Source organism: Hydrogenophaga taeniospiralis CCUG 15921 (assembly GCF_001592305.1).
In the GTDB taxonomy this organism is placed as follows: Bacteria; Pseudomonadota; Gammaproteobacteria; order Burkholderiales; family Burkholderiaceae_C; genus Hydrogenophaga; species Hydrogenophaga taeniospiralis.
In genome coordinates this window covers 326,615-349,204 of the sequence record NZ_BCWR01000005.1, presented here as the reverse complement: position 1 = coordinate 349,204, position 22,590 = coordinate 326,615, and the positions used below count along the sequence as shown (strand labels likewise).

Below are 22,590 nucleotides of genomic sequence, written 5' to 3'. Positions count from 1 at the left end.
CGCGACTATGACGGAACCGTCCCACGCCGCAACGGTGCCCGCGCCCTGGATCCAGCACCAGCTTTCGCGGCTGCTCGGCCAGCGTGGACACGCATGGCTGCTGCAAGGGCCCTCGGGCCTGGGACAGTACGAACTGGGCCTGGCCCTGGCCCAGGCCTGGCTGTGTGAAGCGCCCACCGCCGTGGGCCCCTGCGGGGTGTGCAGCAGTTGCCACCTGGTCGGCAGCCACGCCCACCCGGACTTCGTCGTCCTCATGCCCGAAACCGTGATGCTGGCGCTGGGCTGGCCGCTGTCCGAATCGGCGCAAAAAGAGATCGACGACAAGAAGCGCAAGCCGAGCAAGGAAATCCGTGTGGAGGCGATGCGTGACACGGTCGCCTTTGCCCAGCGCACCAGCGCGCGCGGGCGTGGCACCGCGGTGCTGGTGTACCCGGCCGAGCGTATGAACCACGTCACCGCCAACGCCCTGCTCAAGACCCTGGAAGAGCCGCCGGGCGACACACGCTTTGTGCTGGCCAGCGAAGCCACGCACCAGCTGTTGCCCACCATCCGCAGCCGCTGTCAGACCCATGCCATGAGCTGGCCGGAACCCGCCGAGGCGCTGGAATGGCTGCTGGCGCAGGCCCGCACCCAGGGTGCGCCGAAAGCCACGGCCGAAGAGGCCCGGGTGTGGCTGCTCGCCGCGGGCGGGCGGCCCGACGATGCGCTCGCCTGGGCACGCGCGGGGTTGAGCGCCCAGTCTTGGGGCCTGCTGCCCAAGGCACTGGCCCAGGGCGACTGGACCACCCTGGCCGACTGGCCCGCGGCACAGCAGCTCGAGGTGCTGCAAAAGCTCTGCCACGATCTGATGGCGTCGGCCTCGGGCGCTGCGCCGCGCTTTTTTGCCGCCGAGCACCTGCCCACGGCCCCACGCTGGGGCATCCTGGCGCGCTGGTCGCGCGAACTGATGGACGCCGCGCGCACGGTGGAACACCCGTTCAACCCGGGCCTGATGCAAGAAGCCTGGATCGCCAGTACCCGCCAGGCACTCGGTAGCCGTCCCCCTCGCGGCTGAGCCGCGATGTGAACCGGCGGGGCGGCCAGCAAGACGGTCGCTGGCCACGGGTTTGCCGCTAAACTTGAGCGCCATGAGCACCTCTCCCTCTTTATCGGCCAATGCAGCGCGCCCGAGCGTGATCCAGCTCTCCATCAAGGAGAAGGCGGCGCTCTACGCGGCCTACATCCCGCTGTTTTCCGATGGGGGCATCTTCATCCCCTCGGCGCGTGAGTACCGCCTTGGCGACGACGTGTACGTGTTGCTCAGCCTGCCCGATGATGCGCAGCGTTACCCTGTGGCCGGCAAGGTCGCCTGGGTGACCCCCGCCAAGGCGCAGGGGGGACGCACCCAGGGCGTGGGCATCCGTTTCCCGGCCGACGAAAAATCGCGCCAGCTCAAGAACAGGATCGAGGAGATCCTGGGTTCCCACCTGGGTTCGGAACGATCGACCCAGACCATTTGAGCCCGCGGCACTCGCCAGCCCGCTGAACACCCGAGCGCCCGCCCGCATTGCCGGCGGGCGCTGTCTTTGATGGATCGTTTCGCTTCATGTTCACCGACTCCCACTGCCACCTGAGTTTTCCCGAGTTGCGCGAGCGATTGCCCGCCATCCTGGAGGCCATGCAGCAGGCCCAGGTGGAGCGCGCACTGTGCATCTGCACCACGCTGGAAGAGTTTGAAGATGTGCACGCGCTGGCGCGCGAGCACACCAACCTGTGGTCCACCGTGGGTGTGCACCCGGACAACGAAGGCGTGCTCGAACCCACGCTGGACGATTTGTTGACGCGGGCCGCGCGCGCGCGCGTGGTGGGCATCGGCGAAACCGGACTGGACTATTACCGCCTGGGCGAGCGCAGCGTGGCCGACATGGAATGGCAGCGCGACCGCTACCGCACGCACATCCGGGCCGGGCGGCAGACCGGTCTGCCTCTGGTGATCCACACCCGCAGCGCGTCCGACGACACCCTGGCCATCCTGCGCGAAGAGGGGGGGTTTTCCAGTCCGGCCCAGCCATCGTCCGACCACGCGGTTTCACGCGGTGTGTTTCATTGCTTCACCGAAACCGAGGCGGTGGCCCGTGCGGCGCTGGACCTGGATTTCTACATCTCGTTTTCCGGCATCCTGACCTTTCGCAACGCCGCCGACTTGCGCGAGGTGGCCCGTTTCGTGCCCCTGGAGCGCATCCTCATCGAAACCGACAGCCCCTATCTGGCACCGGTGCCGCACCGCGGCAAGACCAACAACCCCTCTTTCGTGCCATTCGTGGCGCAGCAGATTGCCGAGATCAAAGGGCTGCCGCTGGACGAAGTGGCCCAGGCGACGAGCCGCAACTTTGAGCAGCTATTTGACCGTGTGGTGGGGTGATAAATGTTAAGAAATCACTTCAACAAATTTGCAAAGTCATTTGTTATTTCATGTGTTTTATGTTTTTCCGGACTCCTTCAGGCCGGTTCTTTTGAAGACTATTTCAGCGCCGCCGTGCGCGACGACGAGTCGACGGTGATCGCGCTGACCCTGCGGGGCTTTGACCTCAACACCCGAAATCCCGACGGAGACCACGCCCTGTTTCTGGCCTTGCGCGAGGACTCCTTGAAAGTGGCGGACTTCCTGCTTGACCAGACGGTGGTTCAAGTCGAAGCGCGCAACCCCCAGGGTGAGAGCCCGCTGATGATGGCGGCACTCAAGGGCCATCTGGCCCAGGCTCGCCGGCTCATCCAGCGCAAGGCCGAGGTCAACAAACCGGGCTGGACGCCGCTGCACTATGCGGCCAGCAACGCAGCGCCGGTGAGCGTGGACATGGTGCGCCTGCTGCTGGAACACCATGCCTACATCGATGCTGCCTCGCCCAACGGCAGCACACCGCTGATGATGGCCGCGCACTATGGCTCGACGGAAGTGGTCCAGCTCCTGCTGGAAGAGGGCGCGGACCCGATGATCCGGAATGAGCAGGGCATGACCGCGATCGACTTCGCCCGCCGGGCCCAGCGCGACGCCCATGCCAGCCTGATCGCATCCTTCGTGCGCGCTCGGCAGCCCAAGGGCCGCTGGTAGATAGGTGTAACCCACATGGCCGGGGGCCCCTGCGGCCTTCAGAATGCGTGCACATCCAAAACTTGAGGAGACGCACCGTGGCCCTGGCCAGTCAGAAGGATTTTTTCTCGGGACTCATGTTCACAGCAGTGGGCGGCGCCTTTGCCTGGGGCGCCACCACCTATGAAGTGGGAGAGGGCGCACGCATGGGCCCTGGTTACTTCCCACTCATGTTGGGCATCCTGCTGGTGATCCTGGGGATCATCGTCACATTCAACTCGTTCAAGGCCGGCCCTCCCGGTGGGGACCGCATCGGTGCGTTTGCCTGGCGTCCCCTGGGTTTCGTGTTGGGTGCCAACCTGGCCTTCGGCGCATTGCTGGTGGGTCTGCCGGCCCTGGGCATTCCCGCCATGGGCTTCATTGTCTCGATCTACGCACTGGTACTGATTGCGAGCATGGCGCGCAAGGGCTCCAGTCTGAAAGAGTCGCTGATCCTGGCCACCCTCCTGGCCATCGGCAGCTATGGCGCGTTTGTGTATCTGTTGAATCTGCAGTTCCCGGTGTGGCCTGCGTTCCTCTCGAACTGATCAGGAGTACACACGATGGAACTGTTTGACCACTTGTCGCTGGGGTTCGGCGTCGCCTTCACCTTCCAGAACCTCATCTACGCCTTCGTCGGCTGCCTGCTGGGCACCCTGATCGGCGTGCTGCCAGGCATCGGTCCGCTGGCGACCATTGCCATGCTGCTGCCCGCCACCTACGGTCTGCCCCCGGTGGCGGCGCTGATCATGCTGGCCGGCATCTACTACGGTGCACAGTACGGCGGCTCCACCACCGCCATCCTGGTGAACCTGCCCGGCGAGTCTTCGTCGGTGGTGACGGTGATCGACGGCTACCAGATGGCGCGCAAGGGCAGGGCGGGGCCCGCCCTTGCCGCGGCCGGTCTGGGGTCCTTCTTCGCCGGGTGCGTGGGCACCCTCATCCTGGCCGCCTTCGCGCCTCCGCTGACCGAAATCGCGCTGAAGTTCGGCCCCGCGGAGTATTTCGCCCTCATGGTCGTGGGTCTCATCGGTGCCGTGGTGCTGGCTTCGGGCTCGCTGCTCAAGGCGCTGGCCATGATCGTGCTCGGTCTGCTGCTGGGTCTGGTGGGCACCGACGTGAACTCCGGGGTGGCGCGTTTCAGTTTCGACATTCCCGAACTCACCGACGGCATCAGCTTCCTGGCCATCGCCATGGGCGTGTTCGGTTACGGCGAGATCATCAGCAATCTGTCTCGGCCCGATGAACACCGCGAGGTCTTCACGGGCGATGTGCACGGCATCATGCCGACGGCCGCCGATTTCAAACGCATGCTTCCCGCCGTGCTGCGGGGCACCGCGCTGGGGTCGGTGCTGGGCATCCTGCCCGGTGGCGGCGCCTTGCTGTCTTCGTTCACGGCCTACACGATCGAGAAGAAAACCAAGCTGCACCCGGGTGAAGTGCCCTTTGGACAGGGCAATATCCGCGGCGTGGCCGCACCGGAAGCCGCCAACAACGCGGGAGCCCAGACCTCGTTCATCCCCCTGCTGACCCTGGGCATTCCGCCCAACGCCGTGATGGCGCTCATGGTCGGTGCCATGACCATCCACAACATCCAGCCCGGCCCGCAGGTCATGACCAGCAACCCGGAACTGTTCTGGGGCCTGATCGCCTCGATGTGGATCGGCAACGCGATGCTGATCATCCTGAACCTGCCGCTGATCGGCATCTGGATCAAGCTGCTGACCGTGCCGTACAAGTGGCTGTTCCCGGCCATCGTGCTGTTCTGTGCCGTGGGGGTCTATTCCACCAACAACAACGTGTTCGATATCTGGATGGTGGCGTTGTTCGGCCTGATCGGCTACATCTTCATCAAGCTCGGCTGCGAGCCTGCGCCTCTGTTGCTCGGGTTGATCCTGGGGCCGATGATGGAAGAGTATCTGCGCCGGGCGCTGCTGATCTCACGCGGCGACTGGTCGGTGTTCGTCACGCGGCCGTTGTCCGCCAGCCTGCTGGCCATCGCGGCCCTGTTGCTGGTGGTGGTGCTCATGCCGTCGATCAAGAAGAAACGCGAAGAGGCCTTTGTCGAAGACTGAGTGCTCCCGTTGAACACAAAAAGCCCGGCGCAGAGATTGGCCGGGCTTTTTTCATGGGCGCCTGCAGGCGCCTTTTCTTTGATCCGAGCGGATGGATCAGAGAAACATGCGCAGATGTTCGCCCGCCCATTGCAGCACCCAGAAGAAGGCACTGATGATGGCGCCGATGGTCAGGAATGGATGGTCAACCATGGTCTTGGTCTCTGAAGGTGAACGAACATCTCGGCCTGTGGTGTGCGCCGGAAGCTAACCCTGTATCGGCAGCCGACATGGGAGGCCACAGCGGTTTTCTGTATCAAAGTGTTCCCCTGGTTCTTACCGATTTGATATTCCACGATGTATATCGCGAATTAGATTTAATCATAGCGAAATTCTTTCAATTGAAGCGCAAATAAACGCCCGTTTTTCAGGGCGCGAATGACTTAATTGGCGTAACTAGGTTACTTCCGCGTATTGATCAATTGGCTATCAACCTCTTGTGTCACCATGGGGGCCACAGCCCCCATACCCCCACAATTGGCGATTCGAATACGAGCGGTCGCGGCAACGGCCTTGAGCCACAGCGCAACCACCTCAGGAGCGTTGCCAGGACGCGCCGACACCTCTGCCACCGGCAGCAGGAACTCACAGGAGGAGAGCAGCTCTTGCAGCTCACCCAGGTGAGCAGACCAGTCAAGGGGAGCAAGGCCCGCCGCTTTCACCAATCCCATACGCAACAGATAGTCGCGTTCAAATTCAGGATCACCACGACGGACACGAGATGTAGACTTAGGCTTAGCCATTTTTGAGACCTCAGATTTTTCAATTTGGTTAGAGATGCCCGGGTGTTGCTACCACCTGGGCATTTCGCTTTGTAAACGCCTACCAGAGGACTTAAGACACACCCCCCAGCGGCCGGAATGCGGCCATCAAGGGGTCGGCCTGCACGATCCGCAGTGCCTGACCCTCAGGGAGGGCATGCGATACCCGTTTGCGCGGTGTACGCAGAACAGCCGATGCAGCTTGATTCGCAAGCTTTCGACGCACCGCAGCCTGATGACCAGAGCGATAGCCGCGCCGATATTCAGGGTCCACCGGCTTCTGCGCCCGTCCAGAGCCGACACGGAACCCAGCCCGATAGCCACGCATGTACGCGGCGCTTTTCGTGTCCAGGGAGTGCATCAGTGCCCCCCTTGATCACTTGGAGGGGTTGCGCTGGTGCCACTGCGCAAGGCGAGTGCGGTCGGCCTTCGTGGGGTTCGCCGGTAACACTGGCTTGGGATCAGATGGCGCGAGCCCTTGCTGTGCTTCCTTGAGTTCCCGGAACCGCTGAATGCGCTGCTGCTCTTCTGCTTTGAGGTCTCGATGCCGCTGGAGCAGGGCAGGGTCAGGCGGGGCAAAAGGCACGACAGGGGCAGGACTTGGACCGAGTGCCGGAGCAGGTGGCTCAGATGCAGAGGTGACAGACGGTCGCTCAGACTGTCGCAAATAGGCGTCAAGAGAGACGCCGACGAGCGAGTTAAGACTGATGCCGACGCGCTCGCAGTACTGCCGCGCAAGGGCTTCGAGAGTGGGTGAAAGACGTATGTTGATGGCCATGCGTAGCAGTATGGCCCCAAACTGGCCCCACCTACAACATAAATCTCCCCGTGATTACCATCGGGGGCGCTTCGCGCGGACACTTCCAGGGCGGGCGCAAAACTTTGAGCACATGGTTCAGCATAGCTCCGAACATCGCCTGCGGGCCGCCCGGACGTGTGCGCAAGCGCCCCCAACCAGGCGGCCCGCAAGCTCACCAGTTCCGTGTAACAGACCGAGAACATCGCAGCCCGTCGCACCAGCAGACCCCACCAGCTGAAATCGTGCGGGTTCAGCTCAAGGCCCTCAGGCGTGTACAGCCGGCCAGCGCTCAGGTGCCAGCCTTTCCAGGCATCACCCGGCAGCTCGTAGCGCAGTTGCAGCCGCATCAGCTTGTAGGCCGCGTAAGGGATGCGCACGCGCCCCGAGATCCACAGTTGCACCGTGCGAGGTGACACCTGAAGAAAATTCGCCACGTCATCGACCGTGAGGCCCAGGCTGGCGTACATGGCTTTGAACCGGGTTCCTTGTTCCATGCGGGCTTCAGGGCTGCAGGGCTGTTTTCGGGCTGGTGGTTTGATGTTCCACGATGTATATTATGTTAAGCAAAAGAATCCGCAAAGGCCTATCCACCCCCGGCCCAAATATTGCGTCAGCCATGCCTGGTGTCGCCAATGCGGGGAAACACCTGCTGGCGATGCCCCGAAATTGGACTGCCCAGACCTACAATTGGTGCGCCCGTCAGGAGGCCAATCCTGTCGATCCGTTTATTTGATGACCAAGGACATCCATGAAAAACCTGATTCTTTCCCTGAGCCTGATTGGTGCAGCCACGTTGGTGGGCTGCGGCAAGACCGAAGCGCCAGCGCCTGCTGCGCCTGCACCGGCCGAGCCCGCGGCTGCGGCACCCGCTCCCGCCAGCCAGTGGCCCGAGTTGCGCGTCGCCATCGACCCGACCTACAAGCCGTTCACCTACAAGACCGAAGCTGGCGAACCCGCCGGTTTTGACGTGGACATCGCCAAGGCCCTGTGTGACGAGCTCAAGAGCAAGTGTGTCTTCGTCGAGCAAGCCTGGGACGGCATGATCCCCGGCCTGCAGGCCAAGAAGTACGACGCCATCATTTCCTCGATGTCGATCACCGAGGAACGCAAGCAGGCCGTGGATTTCACGGGCAAGTACTACAACACGCCGTCGTGCGTGGTGGTGAAGTCGGCGCTGAACCTGGGTGCGGAAGCGGCCAACTTCAAGGGCAAGAAGATCGGCGTGCTCAAGGCATCCACGCAAGAGAAATACGCCATGGGCGAACTCCAGCCCGCGGGCGCCACCATCGTGCCTTACGACGCGCAGGATCAGGTCTACCTGGACATCAAGTCCGGCCGCCTGGACGGCACCGTGGCCGACGTGGTCGAAGTCAACGGCGGTTTCCTGTCCACCCCGGACGGCAAGGACTACTCTTGTGCGGGCGGCCGCGTTCCGGTCGAGTTCGAGAAGTACTTTGGCGCTGGCGCCGGTGTGGCGATCCGCAAGGAAGACACGGCCCTGCGTGATGCGCTGGATGCGGGCATCAAGGCCATCCGCGACAACGGCAAGTGGAAAGAACTCGCCGAGAAGCACGTCCCTGGCGTGGACATCTGGGGCTCCTGAGCCTGAGCGCCCGGAGGCCACCCACCGATGACGACTTACCTTCTCAGCATTCTTCAAGGACTGTTGGTCACCATTGGTGTGTCCCTGGGCGCGCTCATCGTGGCCGCCCTGCTGGGTCTGGCCGGAGCGGCAGCCAAGCTGTCGCACCACCGATGGCTCAACTGGCTCGGTGACATCTATTCCACCGTGATCCGGGGCGTCCCGGATCTGGTGTGGATGCTCCTGCTGTATTTCGGTGGCCAGATCCTGGTCAACGACATTGCGGAAGCCCTGGGCTTTCGCAGCGGTCCACAGATCAACCCGTTCGTGGCGGGTGTGCTGACCATCGGTTTTGTGTATGGCGCCTACATGACGGAAACCTTCCGGGGCGCGATCATGAGCGTGCCCAAAGGCCAGTCGGAAGCCGGCTGGGCTTTTGGCATGAGTCGGTTCTACACGTTTCGGCGCATGGTGCTCCCGCAAATGGTGCGCTTCGCCCTGCCCAGCTTCACCAACAACTGGCTGGTGCTGCTCAAGGCCACCGCCCTGGTGTCGGTGATCGGCCTGGCCGACATCACCAATCTGGCCAAACAGGCCGGCGCCGCAGCCCGCGGACAGATCCCCGGCGCGGCCATCATCTTCATGGCCTTTGCCGGCCTGTTGTACCTATTGATCACCAGCATCAGCCTGCTGCTGCTGCGCCGCGCTGAAAAACGCTACTCGGTCGGCGTCAAGCGGGGGGATTTCTGATGGACAAATTCGCCATCATTTTCCAGCCGCAGAACCTGCAGCTCTACTGGACCGGCCTGATCGCCACCATGGAGCTGCTCGGGGTCAGCCTGATCGCGGGCGCCCTGCTGACGCTGCCGCTCACGCTGATGCGTGTGTCGCGCAACCGCTGGGTGTCGTCCCCGATCTGGCTGTTCACCTATGTGGTACGCGGCACGCCGTTGCTGATCCAGGTCTATTTCATCTACTACGGCATCGCCCAGCTGGAGTGGGTGCAGGGCCTGTGGGACACCCACTGGCCCTTCACCTGGTTCAAAGACCCCTTCTTCTGCGCCGTGCTGGCGTTCACGCTCAACACCTGCGCCTACACGGTGGAAATGCTGGCCGGCGCCATCAAGGAAACCCCGGCGGGTGAAATCGAGGCGGCCCAGGCGGCGGGCTTCGGCAAATGGAACATGATGTTCCGCCTGATCCTGCCCAGCGCCATGCGCCGCACCCTGCCCGGCTACTCCAACGAGGTGGTCATGATGTTGCACGCCACCTCGCTGGCCAGCGTGGTGCCCGCGCTGTACGACCTGACCAACGCGGCCTACGCCATCTACAAGACCTATTACCTGGCGTTCCAGCCGTTCATCTTCGTCGCGGTTCTGTATTTCATGCTGACCTTCGCGCTGGTGTACGTGTTCCGGCTGCTGGAGCGACGCTTTCTCGCTTATCTGCGCCCCATTGCCCACTGACACGACCACCCGCCTTGGGTTAGCCTTGTGCTGCCCGACCGGCCTGGCCAGGCCGACACCCGCCCCAAGGCGGGTTCGGGGTCCTTGAACGTCGATATGCAACAGATCAACCACCCCCTCCTCTCGCCCGCGCTGGGCACCCAGCGCCACCTGAGCAGCTGGCATTTCGGTCCGGCTGGCCGTGGCCCCAAAGTCTATGTGCAGGCCAGCCTGCACGCCGACGAACTGCCCGGCATGCTGGTGGCCCACCATCTGCGCGGCCTGCTCGAAGTGGCCGAACAGGACGGCCAGTTGCAGGGTGAGGTTGTGTTGGTGCCGCTGGCCAACCCGATCGGTCTGGACCAGACCACCATGCACCACCAGATGGGTCGCTTCGAGCTGGCCAGCATGGAGAACTTCAACCGCAACTACCCGGACTTCTTTGCGCTGGTGAAGGACGAGGTGGCGGACCAGCTGGGGCCGCAGGCCGAGGACAACAAGCGCCTCATCCGCGCCGCCATGCGCCGGGCCCTGGACGCCCAGCAGCCCACCACCGAACTGCAGAGCCTGCGGCGGACGCTGATGCAGCTGTCCTACGACGCCGACATCGTGCTCGACCTGCACTGCGACTTCGAAGCGGCGGTGCACCTGTACGTGGAGCAGCCCATGCTGGACCAGATCGAGCCGCTGGCGCGCTTCCTGGGCGCGCGGGCGGTTTTGTGGGCCAGGGGATCGGGATCGTCCATTTCGTTTGATGAAGCCCTCTCCGGCCCCTGGTGGCGGCTGCGCGAACACTTCGCCGACCGGTTTGCCGTGCCTCTGGCCTGCGCCAGCACCACGGTGGAGCTGCGCGGCCAGACCGATGTGTCCGAAGCGCTGGCGCGCCAGGACGCGCTGGCCATCGTTCAGTACCTGCGGCACGCCGGCGTGCTCGCCGGCCCTGTACCGGCTCTGCCGCCAGCCCTATGCAATGCCACGCCGCTGGCGGGCACCGAGTCGCTGCACGCGCCCCACCCCGGGGTGATCGCGTTCACCTGCGAGGTGGGCGACGTGGTGCAGGCCGGACAGGTGCTGGCCCACGTGGTGGACCCGCTGACGCCACGTACCACCCCCATTCAGAGTTCGATCGACGGCGTGGTGTACGCCCGCCACAACCTGCGCTGGGCCACCAGCGGCCTGGAAATCTGCCGTGTCGCCGGCGCCACCCCCATCCGTTCCGGTAACCTGCTCAGCCCTTGAATCCTCTTCAATACCCATGACCACCAAACTCGAAGCCATCGACATCCGCAAGAGCTACGGCAGCCACGAAGTGCTCAAGGGCGTTTCGGTCACCGCCAACGCGGGCGACGTGATCAGCATCATCGGCTCCTCGGGGTCGGGCAAGTCCACCTTTCTTCGCTGTATGAACCTGCTGGAGCGTCCCCAGGAGGGACGCATCATCGTGGCCGGCGAAGAGCTCAAGCTGGTCAAGACCAAGGACGGCATGCTCAAGGCCGCGGACGAAAAGCAGCTGCAACGTGCCCGCTCCCGGCTGGCCATGGTGTTCCAGCACTTCAACCTGTGGTCGCACCTCACGGTGCTGGAAAACATCATTGAGGCCCCCATGCACGTGCTCGGCCAGAGCAAGGACGAGGCGGTTGCCACGGCCCGAAAATACCTGGAAAAGGTCGGGCTGCGCGATGTGGAGGGCAAGTACCCGACGCACATGTCGGGCGGGCAGCAGCAGCGGGTGGCGATCGCCCGCGCGCTGGCGGTGGAGCCCGAGGTGATGCTGTTCGACGAACCCACCAGCGCGCTGGACCCCGAACTCGTGGGCGAGGTGCTGCGCGTCATGAAGTTGCTGGCCGAAGAAGGCCGCACCATGCTGGTGGTCACGCACGAAATGGGTTTCGCGCGTGAAGTCTCCAACCACCTGATCTTCCTGCACAAGGGCTGCATCGAGGAACAGGGCGTGCCGGCCGAGGTGCTGGCGCGGCCCAAGAGCGAGCGGCTGACCCAGTTTCTCTCGGGCAACCTGAAATAACCCGGTCCCGCCCGGTCAAAAACGCGAAACAGCGGGGATCTTGCCCTGTTGTTGGCCGGCTTGGCCCCCCTCCTTTTGTCGGAACATAGGCGCAGCCCGAACGGCGCCCCCTGTTGTCCCACACGAAAGGAAATTCCATGAGCACCACCGAAACGGTCGGAAGCAGCGTCACTGGCCAGTGGTCGCAGGCCCTGGCGTCCATCGGATCGGCCTTGTCCAGCAAGCTGCAGGACAAGATGCTGAAGAAGGCGGACACCGACGGCAACGGCACGGTCGGCCAGACCGAGTTCGAGGCCGCGCTGGAAAAGATTTCCACCAAGTACGGCATCGACCTGGGCCAGGATTCGAAGGCCCTGTTTGCCGGCCTGGACAGCGACAGCGATGGCGCCCTGAATGGTGAAGAGCTGGGCCAGGTGATCCAGCACCTGTTCGCCCCACCCACGAACACCCAGGACTTTCTGCAGTCGCGCGGCAACGAGGAACAGTTCGGGGCGCTGGATGCCGATGGGGATGGCAGCCTGTCGATGGCGGAGTTCACGGGCGTCCCGGCCGATGGGGCCGAGGTGTCCATCGTGTCCACCACTACGACCACCACCACCCTGGTGAGCTCCGATGCCGACGCGCCGGTGGCCACCGGTGAAGTCGCGCCCGCCACCACCACCGCCGAAACCGATGCCACCACCCCTGTGGCAGCCGCCCCGGCCGACCCGCTGCAGGCCCTGATGGATGGCCTGGACAGCGACGGCGACGGTCAGATCAGCGACAGCGAACTGACCACCTTCGTCAGCCAGCTCAACAGCCAGATCGAAGCCGCCACCCGCAAGTACAACGAAACCGCGCTCGCCGGCCTCGGCACCACCGGTGGCCTGAACGAGGCGGCCTGAGCCTGAACCCTCAGGGCACCAGGGTCAGGCTGCTGGCCCAGCGCTGCGGCTGCATCCGCAGCGGCCGGTACTGCACCGCGGTCCAGGGCTCGCTCATGTCGCGGTAGCGGCTTGAAAACACGTTGCCGCTCTGCCCTGTCTGGTAGATGAAACGCGAGTTCTCCAGATCGGACAGGTCGTACAACGCGCGCAGGCTGGCGGCGTGCCGGTTGGCAAACGGGGCATCGGCCTTGTCCAGGTGGTACTGCCCCACGTTGACGGTGAACGGATCGCCGCCGGTGGGGCCGCGCACCTCGAACAACGGCGCCAACGTCTTCACATTGCTCAACGGTCGGTGCACCGAAATCGACGGATGCGCGTCGCCCCAGCGCCAGGCCGAGACGTCCTGGCCGTGTTTTTCCTGCAACCTGTCGAGCGCGCGCCCCAGCGCCTGCGCGCTGGCCTCGGCACAACCTGGCGCGCCACACCAACCGGCGTCGTCGCGCTCCAGGATGCCTTCCACCGCGTTGCGGAACAGGCGTTTGCCGTACATGCCCTCGAAGCGCTCTCGCCCCAGCTTGCCGCCGATCACCCCACGCGTGAATTCGTCGACCCAGGCGGTATAGATCAGCGGTGCCGCGGCATCCGAGCGCATCACGCCATCGAAGCCTTTGAGCGCTTCCTGGGCTGCGGCGGCCAGTGGATGGCTGGAGGTGGTCTTCTGCAGGAAGGGCAGCAGGCGCACGGTGGCGGCGGAGAACTGGTCGGCGTGCATGGCCTCGAACGAGGCCATGCTGTGACGCGGTGTTTTCGCCAGCAGGGCCTCGATGCGCTCCTGGCGGTACGAGGCGGCCCAGTCCTGGGTCAGGAAATGCGGGTAGTCCGGGCCGTGGATGCGCTGGTTGGCGGTGGCGATCCAGCCCTTGGCGCCGTCGTCCTGCGGTGTGTCCTCGTACGGCAACCAACCAGCCCAGTCGTAGCGCGCGTCCCAACCGGGTGCGGGGGCCACGCCCCGGATGTCGTTCGCTGCGGACCGCACCGGCACCCGCCCCACCGCCTTGTAGGCCACGCGCCCGCTGCGATCGGCCATCACGGCGTTCTGCATCGGGGCGTGGAACTGGCGAAACGCCTGCAGCAGCTCTTCCACCGATTGCGCCCGGTTGGATTCGAGCGTGGCCTGCACGTTGCGGTTGTCCGCATCCAGCGCGGTCCAGCGCAGCGCGACGACATAGCGGGCGGTGTCGATCAGCTCCTGGGTGCGCCCGGGGATGTCGCTGAGCACCGGGCCGTGGCGGGTGCTGCGCACCGTGTGCTGCACGTCGGCCTGGCCCTTGACGCGGATCGTCTCGACCCGGTTTTCAAACGCGGTCCAGGCCTGGGCGCCGGGGGCCGACGGCACGCGGTATTGCGCAGGATCGGCGGGGTTGATCTGCTCCAAGTACAGATCCTGCACGTCGGGCCCGGTGTTGGTGAAACCCCAGGCCACCTGGTCGGTGCGACCGAGCACCACGAACGGCGTGCCCGGCAGCGTGGCGCCAATCACGTTCATGCCCTTGATGCCGCCCGCGTCGGGTGCCTGCAGATGCGCGAAATACCAGATGGCCGGGGCGCTCAGGCCGAGGTGTGGGTCGTTGGCCAGCAGCGGCTGGCCGGTTTCGCTGCGCGAGCCCGCCACCACCCAGTTGTTGGAGCCCTTGCCCTCGATGTTGCCCAGCTCGTTGGCCCAGAGCTGCATGTCGCGGCCGATCTGCGCCATCATCGTCGGCGCCGGGGCGGCTTGCGACGAGGTCTGGGCAGACTCGGCGCGGTACACGCCCAGCTCGCGGTACAGGCGCGCCAGATCGGCCTGCGCCGCCGGCGGCTCGCCGGGATATGGCGGGAACAGCTGCCACAGTTGCGCCGTGTCCAGCACCTTCAAGGCCGAGAGCCGTGCGAGCTCGTTGCCCCAGTTGCCGCCCAGGTCCAGCGCCATCATGAGCGCCCAGCCCGCGCTGTCCAGCGGGTCCCAGTACTGTCCTGCCCGGGCCGCTTCCCGCGGGTCGATGCCCATCAGGTGGAACTCGGGCGACAGCGCCTGGTCGCTGCGGGCAAAGAACGCGTTGACGCCATCACTGTAGGCCTGCAGCGCCACCTGCGCCTCCTCGGGCAAACCGGCGAACTGCCGGCGCGCGGCCTCGCGGATGCCCAGGGTGCGCATGAGCCGGTCGGTGTCCAGCGTGGCCGGGCCAACCACCTCGGAGAGCGTGCCGCGCATGATGCGGCGGTTGAACTCCAGCTGCCAGCCACGCTCCTGTGCGTGCACATAGCCCATGGCCATCCAAGCATCGCGCGGGTCGCTGGCCTGGATGTGGGTCACATCGCCCGCATCGCGCTGCACGGTCACCCCCGCGCCAAGGCCTGTCAGGCGCAGCTCACCTCGGGTCTGGGGCAGGCTTTGCCCGATGTAGATTGCAGCGGCCACCGCCAGCACACACAGAAGGGCGAACAACGCCCATGCAAAACGTTTGGTCCAGCGCACGTTGTCTCACTTCGTTGGTTGTGTGGATTCCTGCCGGAAGGCCCAGCAGCCCCCCCCGGCAGCCGTCCCCGTGGCGGGGATTCCGCGGGCTATTTACGCAATTGTCCGCGCCCGAGCAGCACGTTGCCCTCCACCAGCCGGAAACTGATGGTCGGAGCGCTGAAATCCGAGAACGGAGCCCCCATGGCGATCTCGCCATCGCTGTGCAGCAGGCACTCCTGCCGACGCAGTGCAATCACGTTGTCACCCCCGGCGAACCGCACCCAGGTGCCGTAGCTGCTGACGTCTTCCAGCACATAGTTGCCGGAACGGATGTCGATGCTGGCGTGGGTGCGCGAGACCCGGGGATCGTTGACCACGAAATCGGCTTCCGGCACGCGGCCGATGGTCAGCGGCAGATCGGTGACGCCGAACGAACGGGTGGCGTCGAGCCAGGCCAGCTCGATGCCACCAAACACCGATTCGGCCGACGTGCCCAGGGTGTGCAGGTCGGCGGGCAGGGTCAGGAACTCCGACAGCATTTCGGTCTGCCACTCGATGCGGAACACCTCACACGGCTCGGCCCGACCCTTGATGCGCATGGGCCCCAGGCTGCGGCTGCGCACCCCGCTTCGGGGATTGAGCCTGCGCACCACCGCGTCGTTCACCAGGATCTGCTCCGGCCCGGCCAGATCGCTCAGGCGCGAGGCCAGGTTCACGGCGTCGCCAAAACAGTCGCCATCGATCTGCACCACCTGGCCCCGGGCCATACCGATCTGCATCATGAGTTTGAGTCGGTCGGGCCAGGTGGCAACCCGCTGGGCATGCTCCTGCTGGATCTGCACCATGGTTTCAATGGCGTGGCGATTGCTGGAAAAAGAGAGCAACACGCCATCGCCCAGCATCTTCACCACCTTGCCACCGTTCTCCAGCCCCACCGAGCCGATCCATTGCGTCAGTTTGGTGACGGCCTGGGTGGCGCGGTCGTTGCCCAGTGTCTCGAACACGGACACGCTGCCAGTCAAATCCACAAATGCAATCGTCAGTTCGGCCATGGGTACTAGAGAAATTGCCTGGAATTACAACACACCGACAACACACCGAATCGCCGGATCTCGCCAGGAAAGTACCGTGAGTCTCGCCAGACGCAGGCCCGATTCTTGCCAAGCCCTGGCACGGTCCCGCTGTGACATTTTCGGCTGTGGAACGCTACGAGGGTTTTCACCGGTTCTGGTCCCAATGTCCTACATAACGGGGGCAAAACGACTGGCCACGCACCAAGACTATGCACAAGGTATTAAAAATGGAGACATCTTGCATGAAAGGACTTCACTAACCCCATGATTTGCTTGTTGTTTTTTTGATTTTCATCAATAACAAAACGTTGCAGGGCACCGGCCCACCGGCGTATTCTTGAGACCAATAAAGACAAAGTCGTTGAGGCCAACTTCATGCGCTGGATCAAACCCGGTTTACGCAACAGCATTTCGGCCCTTCTGGGTACGGAACTGCGCAAAGACTCGCCCGAAGCCCTGGAGCCGGTGCGCCAAGCCATGCTGGCAGCCCTGGGACAAGAGGGGGCAAAGCTCAACCCGCGCCTCAAAAACAGACTGTTGTACCTGCACGATGTGCATGCCCTGTGGTTTGCCCGCTCGGAAATGGTGGCGGTGCTCAGCAGCCTGCATGGCGAAGCAAAAGCCGTGGACACCATCATGGCCTTGTCGCACCTCTTCCAGGGCCTGCTGCCTCAGAGTCTGATGGACTCCTGCCGCCTGCGCCGCTGAGCCGCTGCGGCATCGCCACCCGGCATCTGAACGGGTACCGCCCCCGGAATCACCCCCAGAAGACCAGGGCATCCCTGCCCTGCACCAGCAATTCCACCTTCTGCCCCACGGGCAGCATCACCTTGGTGGGCACGTGGCCAAAAGGCAAACCGGTCAGCACCGGGGTTTGGGTCTTGCTGCGCAACCAGTCCACCACCGTCTGCAACTTGAACCCGCGGTCGTGCGGGCTGAGCTGATATCGGTTGAATGCGCCCAGCAGCACCGCTTTCTGTTCTCCCAGGATGCCCGCATGCAGCAACTGGGTAAGCTGGCGCTCGACGCGGTAAGGGTGCTCGTTCACATCTTCCAGAAACAGGATGCCGCCTTTGACGCGAGGCAACCAAGGCGTGCCGACCAGCGAACACAGCACCGAGAGATTGCCGCCCCAGAGGGTGGCATTGCGCACCTGCAGTGGCGGCGTTTCCTCGGTCGGCTTTTGGGCCCGCGCCGCCAGCGCCGGCAGATCGGATCTGGGCAGTTGCCAGCCCGTGCCTTCACCCTGCCCACAGACCATGTCGTCAAAACAGGCCTCCATGATGTCGTCGGGCGCGTCTTCGGTGCCGAAGTCTTCCCCCAGCGCGGGGCCGGCCCAGGTGGTGGCACCGGTCTTGGCCAGCAGCGCGCACTGCAAGGCGGTGAAATCGCTCAGGCCCACGAACCGGGTGCCTTTTTCGACGGCTTTGGCAATTTTCTTGTAGGGCAGCTCGGGCAGGATGCGCGTGAGCCCATAGCCACCGCGCGAGATGAGCGCCACATCGGCACCGCTGGCCGCGGCGCGGGTGATGGCCGCCAGACGTGTGGCGTCGTCGCCTGCAAAACGCAGGTGGCTGGCGAGCGCGGCCTCGTCGACCTCGACCTCGTGCCCCAGATTCTTGAGGCGGGCCACACCGCGTTTGAACGCTGCTTTGTCGCGCACTGCGCTGGACGGGGAATAGATATAGATGTGGCTCATGTGAAAAGATCGAAAACGGTCAAGGGCAGGATCATCGCGCAAAAAATGCGCAGGCCTCATGGGCCACGCGCTCGCCGTGCTCCTGGACGAAATGCCCGGCCTCGGGCAGCAGCAGCGGTTCGGGACAGCTGCGGATGTCGCGTTGCAGTGCGCGCATCACCGGTTCGCCCAGCACCAGGTCTAGCTGACCGATGGCCATGAAGGTCCGGCTCTGCCAGTCGTGCCGCCAGAACTCGCGTGCCTGGCGCGAGATGTCTGCGCCATCGTCATCGGGCTGTTCGGGCACCATCGCCGGGAAGGCACGCAGCGCGGCGCGGTGGCCCCGGTCCGGAAAGGGTGCGTTGTAGGCCGCGCATTCCTCGGCGCTCATCTGCGGGTTGCCTCGCGCGAAAAGGCGGGCGACGTCGAATTCGGGGTTCTTGGCACACATCTCGCGCCAGGCCAGAAAGCCGGGCGAGAGCGGGGCATCGCCAGTGGCCAGCGTGGTGTTCATCACCAGCAGGCCGCGGTAACGCTCGGGAGCCGCCATGGGCAACGTCAGGCCGAGCAGACCACCCCAGTCCTGCACCACCAGCACCACATGGTGCAGATCGAGCCGTTCGACCAGCTCCAGCAGCACCTGCCGGTGCCAGGTGAAGCTGTGGGCGCCCTCCTTCTTGGGTTTGTCGCTCTTGCCGAAACCGATCAGGTCGGGTGCAACCACCCGAGCGCCGCTGGCGGCGAACACGGGGATCATCTTTCGATAGAGGTAGCTCCAGGCCGGGTTGCCGTGCAGGCACAGCCAGGTGGTACTGGCATCGCTGGCGCCAAGATCAAGGTAGTGCAGGCGCAGGCCGTTGAGGGACGGCAAGTCGCTGACGTAGTTCGGTGCCCAGGGATAGCCGGGCAAGCCGGTGAAACGCGCATCGGGCGTGCGCAGGGCGTCTTCCCGCAACGGATGCGCGGCGCGGCGCTGGTCTTCGCGCCGCTGCCGGAAAAAGTCGCTGAGCAGCGCGCCGCATTCGTCGGCCAGCACCCCGCCCTGCACGGCCGTCTGGTGGTTCAGCTGGGGTTCTGCAAACAGGTTGATCACCGAACCGGCCGCACCGGTCTTGGGATCGGCCGCACCAAACACCACGCGCTGGAGCCGCGCATGCAGCATGGCCCCGCTGCACATGGCGCAGGGCTCCAGCGTGACGTACAGCATGCAGTCGTCCAGCCGGTAATTGCCCAGCGCCCGGGCTGCCGCCCGCAGCGCGACGATCTCGGCATGGGCGGTGGGGTCCAGGCCGTCGATCGGCGCGTTGCGGCCGGTGGCGATCACGCGTCCGCCCTGTACCACGACCGCGCCCACGGGCACCTCCCCGGCCTGGGCCGCCCGCTGCGCCTCGGCCAGGGCTTCACGCATGAAACGGTGATCGGGAACGGCGGTGTCGGGCATGCGGCGAGTGTAGGTCAGGGTCTGCCGGCTCTGGCATGATCGCGGGTTCTTCTGGTTAACCCTGATGTCAAACGCTTCTCAACGCCGATGGGAGCTGGACGCCCTGCGCGGCCTCATGCTCGTCCTGATGACGCTGACCCACATGCCGACGATGTATTCGTTGCCATCGGGCCAGCCGTTCGGCTTTGTCTCGGCCGCCGAGGGTTTCGTTTTCCTGTCGGCCTTCATGGCGGGCCGCGTGTACGGCGGCCGGGCCCGGCGCGACGGTCTGCCGGCCATGCAGGCTGCCTTCCACAGCCGCGCGCTCAAACTCTACCTGTGCCAGGTCGGTCTGCTGTTGCTGGCGTTCACGCTGATCGCCTGGCTCGGCGTGCACAACCGGCAGGGCGGCGTCACCGGCCTGCTCGAATTTTTCTTCATAGATCCCTCGGCCGCTGTGATGGGGGCCGCCTTGTTGATCCACAACCCGCCGCTGCTGGACATCCTGCCGCTGTACATCGCCCTGATGCTGCTGAGCCCCTGGCTGCTGCGCCGAGGCCTGCAACAGGGCTGGCGCGGCGTGCTCACGCTCAGCGCCCTGCTCTGGCTGGCCCAGCAATGGGGTCTGGGTCTCGCGCTGCACGGGTTGACCGGCCGGCTGATCGATTTTCCGGTGCCTTACAAGGACATGGGCGCCTTCCACTGGTTGGCCTGGCAGGCGCTCTGGGTGGCCGGCCTGTGGCTCGGCGCGCGGCAGCAGCCGTTGCCGCGTTTCCCGTGGTGGCTGCTGGTGCCTGCGGCGCTGTACGCGCTGGGCATGCTGCTGTGGCGCCACATGGTGGGTCAGGACCCGATGCCTGGCGTGCCCGCAGTCGGCCAGTTGCTCGACAAATGGTCGCTCGGACCGCTGCGGGTCCTGAACTTCGCCAGCGTGTTCGTGCTGCTGGTGTCGGCCGGTCCCTGGCTGCGGCAGTTTCTGCCACGCCCCTGGCCGCTGGAATTGCTGGGGCGCAACTCGCTGTCGGTGTTTTGCGCCCACATCGTGATCGCGCTCTTCACGCTCGCCTTCTTCGGGTCCACCCAGGTCATCCGCCCCTGGACCACCGATGTCGCCTTGCTGGTGAGCGCATTCGCAGGTCTGTTCGCCGTCGCGATGACCGCGGAAGCACGCGAGCACCGTGGCTGGCGCCTGGCGCTGGTGTGGCGTTCAGGGGCGCAGATGCGCTGAGACGACCTGGCGCCAGAGGCCATAGCCCTCGGCGCTCAGGTGGAGCCGGTCGCGCTGATACAGCTCGGGCCGGGGCTGTCCGTCGTTGTCCAGCATCGACGTGTGCACGTCGATGTAATCGAGATCGTCGTGCGCCAGCACATGGGTCTGGATCAGCAGGTTGGCCTCGCGCATGGCCATCATGTGCGCCAGCCGCGAAGGGCTGGGTTTGATCGACAGGTAGGCGATCCGCGTGTTCGGCAGCGCGGTCCGCACCTGCTGCACGAACCGCACAAAGTGGGCCAGCAGGTCCTGTGGACTGGCACCCTCGGTCAGATCGTTTTCACCCGCGTAGAGCACCACCAGCCGCGGCCGGTATGGCAGCACGAGACGGTGCACCAGATCGGCGCAATCCGACAGGCGCGAGCCGCCAAAACCGCGCCGGATCACCACCGGCTGTTCGGGGAAAGCCGTCGTCTCCAGCCCGGTCCACATCCGGATGGACGAACTGCCCACGAACAGCACCCCTCCGGGCACCGGTGGCCGCTGCCCGTCGGCCGCGGCGAAGGCGTCCAGCTCGGCTTTCCAGCGCAGTTCGGCCGGTGAATCGCTCTGGGCTTGGGAACGGGTCCAGATCAGGGCCGCCAGCGCAGCCAGACACCCACGTCGGTTCATGCCGCGCCTGACCCGGTCATGCCCAGGCGGTGCATCCAGCCAGCGAGCGCGCGCTCGTCGGCGTTGCCGCTCTCATACATCGCCAGCATGGCCGCATGGGACTCGGGGCGGTGCTGGTTGAGCTTGAGCTTGCACTGCACGCCCGTGACGCACAACTCGAAGGCGACGATGCCGGCCAGCATCTTTTGCGCCAGCGTCGGGTCCAGACCGCGCCATTGCTCGGCGTATGGCGGCTCGTGGTCACCGATCAGTTGCTTGAGCAAGCGGTCCTTGGCGTCGGGCGCCTCGATCAGGGTCGCTTCCACCGTGCAGTGCACCGCGAGGTAGTTCCAGGTCGGCACACGCGCCAGATCGGGATACACCTTGGGCGAGAGGTAGGCGTGCGGCCCGAGAAAGCTCACCAGGGCCCGGGGGCGTGCCTGCAGGTAACGCCAGTGCGGGTTGGCTCTGGCGCAGTGACCCAGCAACCGCCAGGGCTCTTCGTCGGCCACCAGGTGCAGCGGCAGGTGGCTGACGAATGGAAATCCCTCGTCGTCGTTCGAGATCACGCTGGCGAACGGGTGCTCGCGCACCAACGTCCGTGCGTGGACGAGGTCCTTGTCGTTGAACTGGGGTGGCAGGTACATAGGTGGGTGGCTCCTGGGTGCCGACTGTAGCGGCGATCACTGAGGCCGCCGATGCCCAAAGCACATCGCAGTCATGCGGCTGAGGTGTACCGCACAGCTTCAGCGCAGTGGCCAGCGTCCCAGAACAATGTGCTTCGTCTGGCCCAGCAGGCTGTGCACCAGCACAAACTCGCGCGCCGTCCACGCCAGCGGCTCAACCGCCTGGACAGGCGTTCGCTCGCGATCGTAGAGCAGGGTCATGTGCGGGGTGAAGGTTCCACTGCGGGGCTTGGGGCAGGCTGCGCGTTGCAGCGCCAGGTCCAGTTTCTGCCACAGCTGCCGCAGGGCTTCGTGGGGCTGCCCGGAGCACAGCACCAAGGGGTGTGTGCCCCGGTGGGTGGTGAAGCTCATGGCCTGGTCGAATGCCACCTCCACGGGCGGCAAACGCACCGTGTCGGCCGCACGGCGCGCCGCGTCCACGATGTCTTCGCGCAGGCCCACATGGTCGCCCAGGTGGTGCAGGGTCACGTGCAAGCGCTCGGGCTCCAGCAGTTTGCCCGTCAGCCCGAATTGCTCGCGCAACGCGCTCGCCTGCCGCGACAACCTGGCGGCGTCGTCGGCACCGGGAAACAACGCCAGGAACAGGCGATCAGTGGGCTTCCCCGGTGCTTCAAACCCAGGCAGAGAGCCCTGCAGGGGTGCGGGTTGGTTTCGGCGGGTGTCCGGCATGGTGGTCACG

Annotated in this window: 23 protein-coding genes and 1 pseudogene; 14 read left to right on the top strand and 10 right to left on the bottom strand. The window is 65.0% G+C overall.

All coding sequences use genetic code 11. The features are described from left to right. The first annotated feature begins 7 nt into the window (after positions 1-7). The 6 genes from HTA01S_RS08175 (at position 8) to HTA01S_RS08150 (ending at position 5,181) form a co-directional block, all read left to right on the top strand. Entirely contained in the window at positions 8-1,054 is a 1,047-nt protein-coding gene (locus tag HTA01S_RS08175; RefSeq protein WP_068169081.1) for a DNA polymerase III subunit delta', read from the top strand. Between the two features lie 73 nt (positions 1,055-1,127). Continuing rightward, positions 1,128-1,499 carry a PilZ domain-containing protein gene (locus tag HTA01S_RS08170; protein ID WP_068169078.1) on the top strand — a complete coding sequence of 124 codons (372 nt, stop codon included), beginning with the start codon at positions 1,128-1,130 and terminating at the stop codon, positions 1,497-1,499. 86 nt (positions 1,500-1,585) lie between these two features. Further along, on the top strand, positions 1,586-2,401 hold the full coding sequence (locus HTA01S_RS08165; protein WP_068169075.1) for a TatD family hydrolase: 816 nt from the start codon (positions 1,586-1,588) through the stop codon (positions 2,399-2,401). A 114-nt stretch (positions 2,402-2,515) separates the two neighbouring features. Then, on the top strand, positions 2,516-3,088 hold the full coding sequence (locus tag HTA01S_RS08160; RefSeq protein WP_245638031.1) for an ankyrin repeat domain-containing protein: 573 nt from the start codon (positions 2,516-2,518) through the stop codon (positions 3,086-3,088). Positions 3,089-3,165: 77 nt separating this feature from the next. Continuing rightward, positions 3,166-3,654 carry a tripartite tricarboxylate transporter TctB family protein gene (locus tag HTA01S_RS08155; RefSeq protein WP_068169068.1) on the top strand — a complete coding sequence of 163 codons (489 nt, stop codon included), beginning with the start codon at positions 3,166-3,168 and terminating at the stop codon, positions 3,652-3,654. Between the two features lie 15 nt (positions 3,655-3,669). Further along, entirely contained in the window at positions 3,670-5,181 is a 1,512-nt protein-coding gene (locus HTA01S_RS08150) for a tripartite tricarboxylate transporter permease (protein WP_068169064.1), read from the top strand. A 440-nt stretch (positions 5,182-5,621) separates the two neighbouring features. Here HTA01S_RS08150 and HTA01S_RS08145 read toward each other — a convergent pair whose 3' ends face one another. The 3 genes and pseudogenes from HTA01S_RS08145 to HTA01S_RS26255 form a co-directional block, all read right to left on the bottom strand. Further along, a complete protein-coding gene (locus HTA01S_RS08145; protein ID WP_157572017.1) occupies positions 5,622-5,963 on the bottom strand; it encodes a hypothetical protein in 342 nt (113 codons plus the stop codon). 394 nt (positions 5,964-6,357) lie between these two features. Continuing rightward, entirely contained in the window at positions 6,358-6,759 is a 402-nt protein-coding gene (locus tag HTA01S_RS25910) for a hypothetical protein (RefSeq protein ID WP_245638030.1), read from the bottom strand. Positions 6,760-6,980: 221 nt separating this feature from the next. Next, positions 6,981-7,247: pseudogene (locus HTA01S_RS26255) on the bottom strand (VC1465 family Xer recombination activation factor); the annotation flags it as partial. A gap of 281 nt (positions 7,248-7,528) precedes the next feature. Here HTA01S_RS26255 and HTA01S_RS08135 point away from each other — a divergent pair. From HTA01S_RS08135 to HTA01S_RS08110, 6 genes are all read left to right on the top strand, one after another. Beyond that, a complete protein-coding gene (locus HTA01S_RS08135) occupies positions 7,529-8,383 on the top strand; it encodes a transporter substrate-binding domain-containing protein (protein ID WP_068169056.1) in 855 nt (284 codons plus the stop codon). A 27-nt stretch (positions 8,384-8,410) separates the two neighbouring features. Continuing rightward, positions 8,411-9,112 (top strand): ABC transporter permease, encoded by a 702-nt coding sequence (locus HTA01S_RS08130; protein ID WP_068169054.1) that lies wholly within the window; start codon positions 8,411-8,413, stop codon positions 9,110-9,112. Next, positions 9,112-9,828: an ABC transporter permease gene (locus tag HTA01S_RS08125; protein ID WP_068169050.1), complete on the top strand. Its 717-nt coding sequence runs from the start codon at positions 9,112-9,114 to the stop codon at positions 9,826-9,828. Before HTA01S_RS08130 ends, HTA01S_RS08125 begins: the two co-directional genes overlap by 1 nt. Positions 9,829-9,924: 96 nt before the next feature. Then, positions 9,925-11,046, top strand: a complete 1,122-nt coding sequence (locus tag HTA01S_RS08120) for a succinylglutamate desuccinylase/aspartoacylase family protein (protein ID WP_068169047.1) — start codon at positions 9,925-9,927, stop codon at positions 11,044-11,046. Positions 11,047-11,062: 16 nt separating this feature from the next. Continuing rightward, positions 11,063-11,830 carry an ABC transporter ATP-binding protein gene (locus HTA01S_RS08115; RefSeq protein WP_068169044.1) on the top strand — a complete coding sequence of 256 codons (768 nt, stop codon included), beginning with the start codon at positions 11,063-11,065 and terminating at the stop codon, positions 11,828-11,830. 137 nt (positions 11,831-11,967) lie between these two features. Then, positions 11,968-12,714 (top strand): EF-hand domain-containing protein, encoded by a 747-nt coding sequence (locus HTA01S_RS08110; RefSeq protein WP_068169042.1) that lies wholly within the window; start codon positions 11,968-11,970, stop codon positions 12,712-12,714. Positions 12,715-12,724: 10 nt separating this feature from the next. Here the strand turns inward: HTA01S_RS08110 and HTA01S_RS08105 are convergent, their stop codons facing one another. Both HTA01S_RS08105 and HTA01S_RS08100 read right to left on the bottom strand, forming a co-directional pair. After that, positions 12,725-15,211: a penicillin acylase family protein gene (locus HTA01S_RS08105; protein ID WP_068169039.1), complete on the bottom strand. Its 2,487-nt coding sequence runs from the start codon at positions 15,209-15,211 to the stop codon at positions 12,725-12,727. 89 nt (positions 15,212-15,300) lie between these two features. Then, positions 15,301-16,245 carry an adenylate/guanylate cyclase domain-containing protein gene (locus HTA01S_RS08100; RefSeq protein ID WP_068169009.1) on the bottom strand — a complete coding sequence of 315 codons (945 nt, stop codon included), beginning with the start codon at positions 16,243-16,245 and terminating at the stop codon, positions 15,301-15,303. 396 nt (positions 16,246-16,641) lie between these two features. On the opposite strand from HTA01S_RS08100, the gene HTA01S_RS08095 reads away from it, so the two are divergent. Beyond that, the gene (locus HTA01S_RS08095) at positions 16,642-16,974 is read left to right on the top strand and encodes a hypothetical protein (protein ID WP_068169006.1); all 333 of its coding nucleotides are present in this window, start codon (positions 16,642-16,644) and stop codon (positions 16,972-16,974) included. Positions 16,975-17,023: 49 nt separating this feature from the next. Here the strand turns inward: HTA01S_RS08095 and HTA01S_RS08090 are convergent, their stop codons facing one another. Both HTA01S_RS08090 and tadA read right to left on the bottom strand, forming a co-directional pair. Next, positions 17,024-17,965: an LD-carboxypeptidase gene (locus HTA01S_RS08090; protein ID WP_068169004.1), complete on the bottom strand. Its 942-nt coding sequence runs from the start codon at positions 17,963-17,965 to the stop codon at positions 17,024-17,026. Between the two features lie 31 nt (positions 17,966-17,996). Next, complete coding sequence (gene tadA, locus HTA01S_RS08085) at positions 17,997-19,385, bottom strand: tRNA adenosine(34) deaminase TadA (RefSeq protein WP_068169001.1); 1,389 nt, start codon at positions 19,383-19,385, stop codon at positions 17,997-17,999. Positions 19,386-19,449: 64 nt separating this feature from the next. Between tadA and opgC the strand changes: the two genes are divergently transcribed. Then, positions 19,450-20,592 carry an OpgC domain-containing protein gene (gene opgC / locus HTA01S_RS08080; protein WP_084235945.1) on the top strand — a complete coding sequence of 381 codons (1,143 nt, stop codon included), beginning with the start codon at positions 19,450-19,452 and terminating at the stop codon, positions 20,590-20,592. Here opgC and HTA01S_RS08075 read toward each other — a convergent pair. From HTA01S_RS08075 to HTA01S_RS08065, 3 genes are all read right to left on the bottom strand, one after another. Further along, positions 20,572-21,246, bottom strand: a complete 675-nt coding sequence (locus HTA01S_RS08075; protein WP_084235944.1) for a GDSL-type esterase/lipase family protein — start codon at positions 21,244-21,246, stop codon at positions 20,572-20,574. The genes opgC and HTA01S_RS08075 overlap by 21 nt on opposite strands. Then, complete coding sequence (locus HTA01S_RS08070; protein ID WP_068168995.1) at positions 21,243-21,872, bottom strand: FMN-binding negative transcriptional regulator; 630 nt, start codon at positions 21,870-21,872, stop codon at positions 21,243-21,245. Before HTA01S_RS08070 ends, HTA01S_RS08075 begins: the two co-directional genes overlap by 4 nt. Positions 21,873-21,971: 99 nt before the next feature. Next, the gene (locus tag HTA01S_RS08065; protein ID WP_068169635.1) at positions 21,972-22,580 is read right to left on the bottom strand and encodes a 2'-5' RNA ligase family protein; all 609 of its coding nucleotides are present in this window, start codon (positions 22,578-22,580) and stop codon (positions 21,972-21,974) included. Positions 22,581-22,590 lie beyond the last annotated feature (10 nt).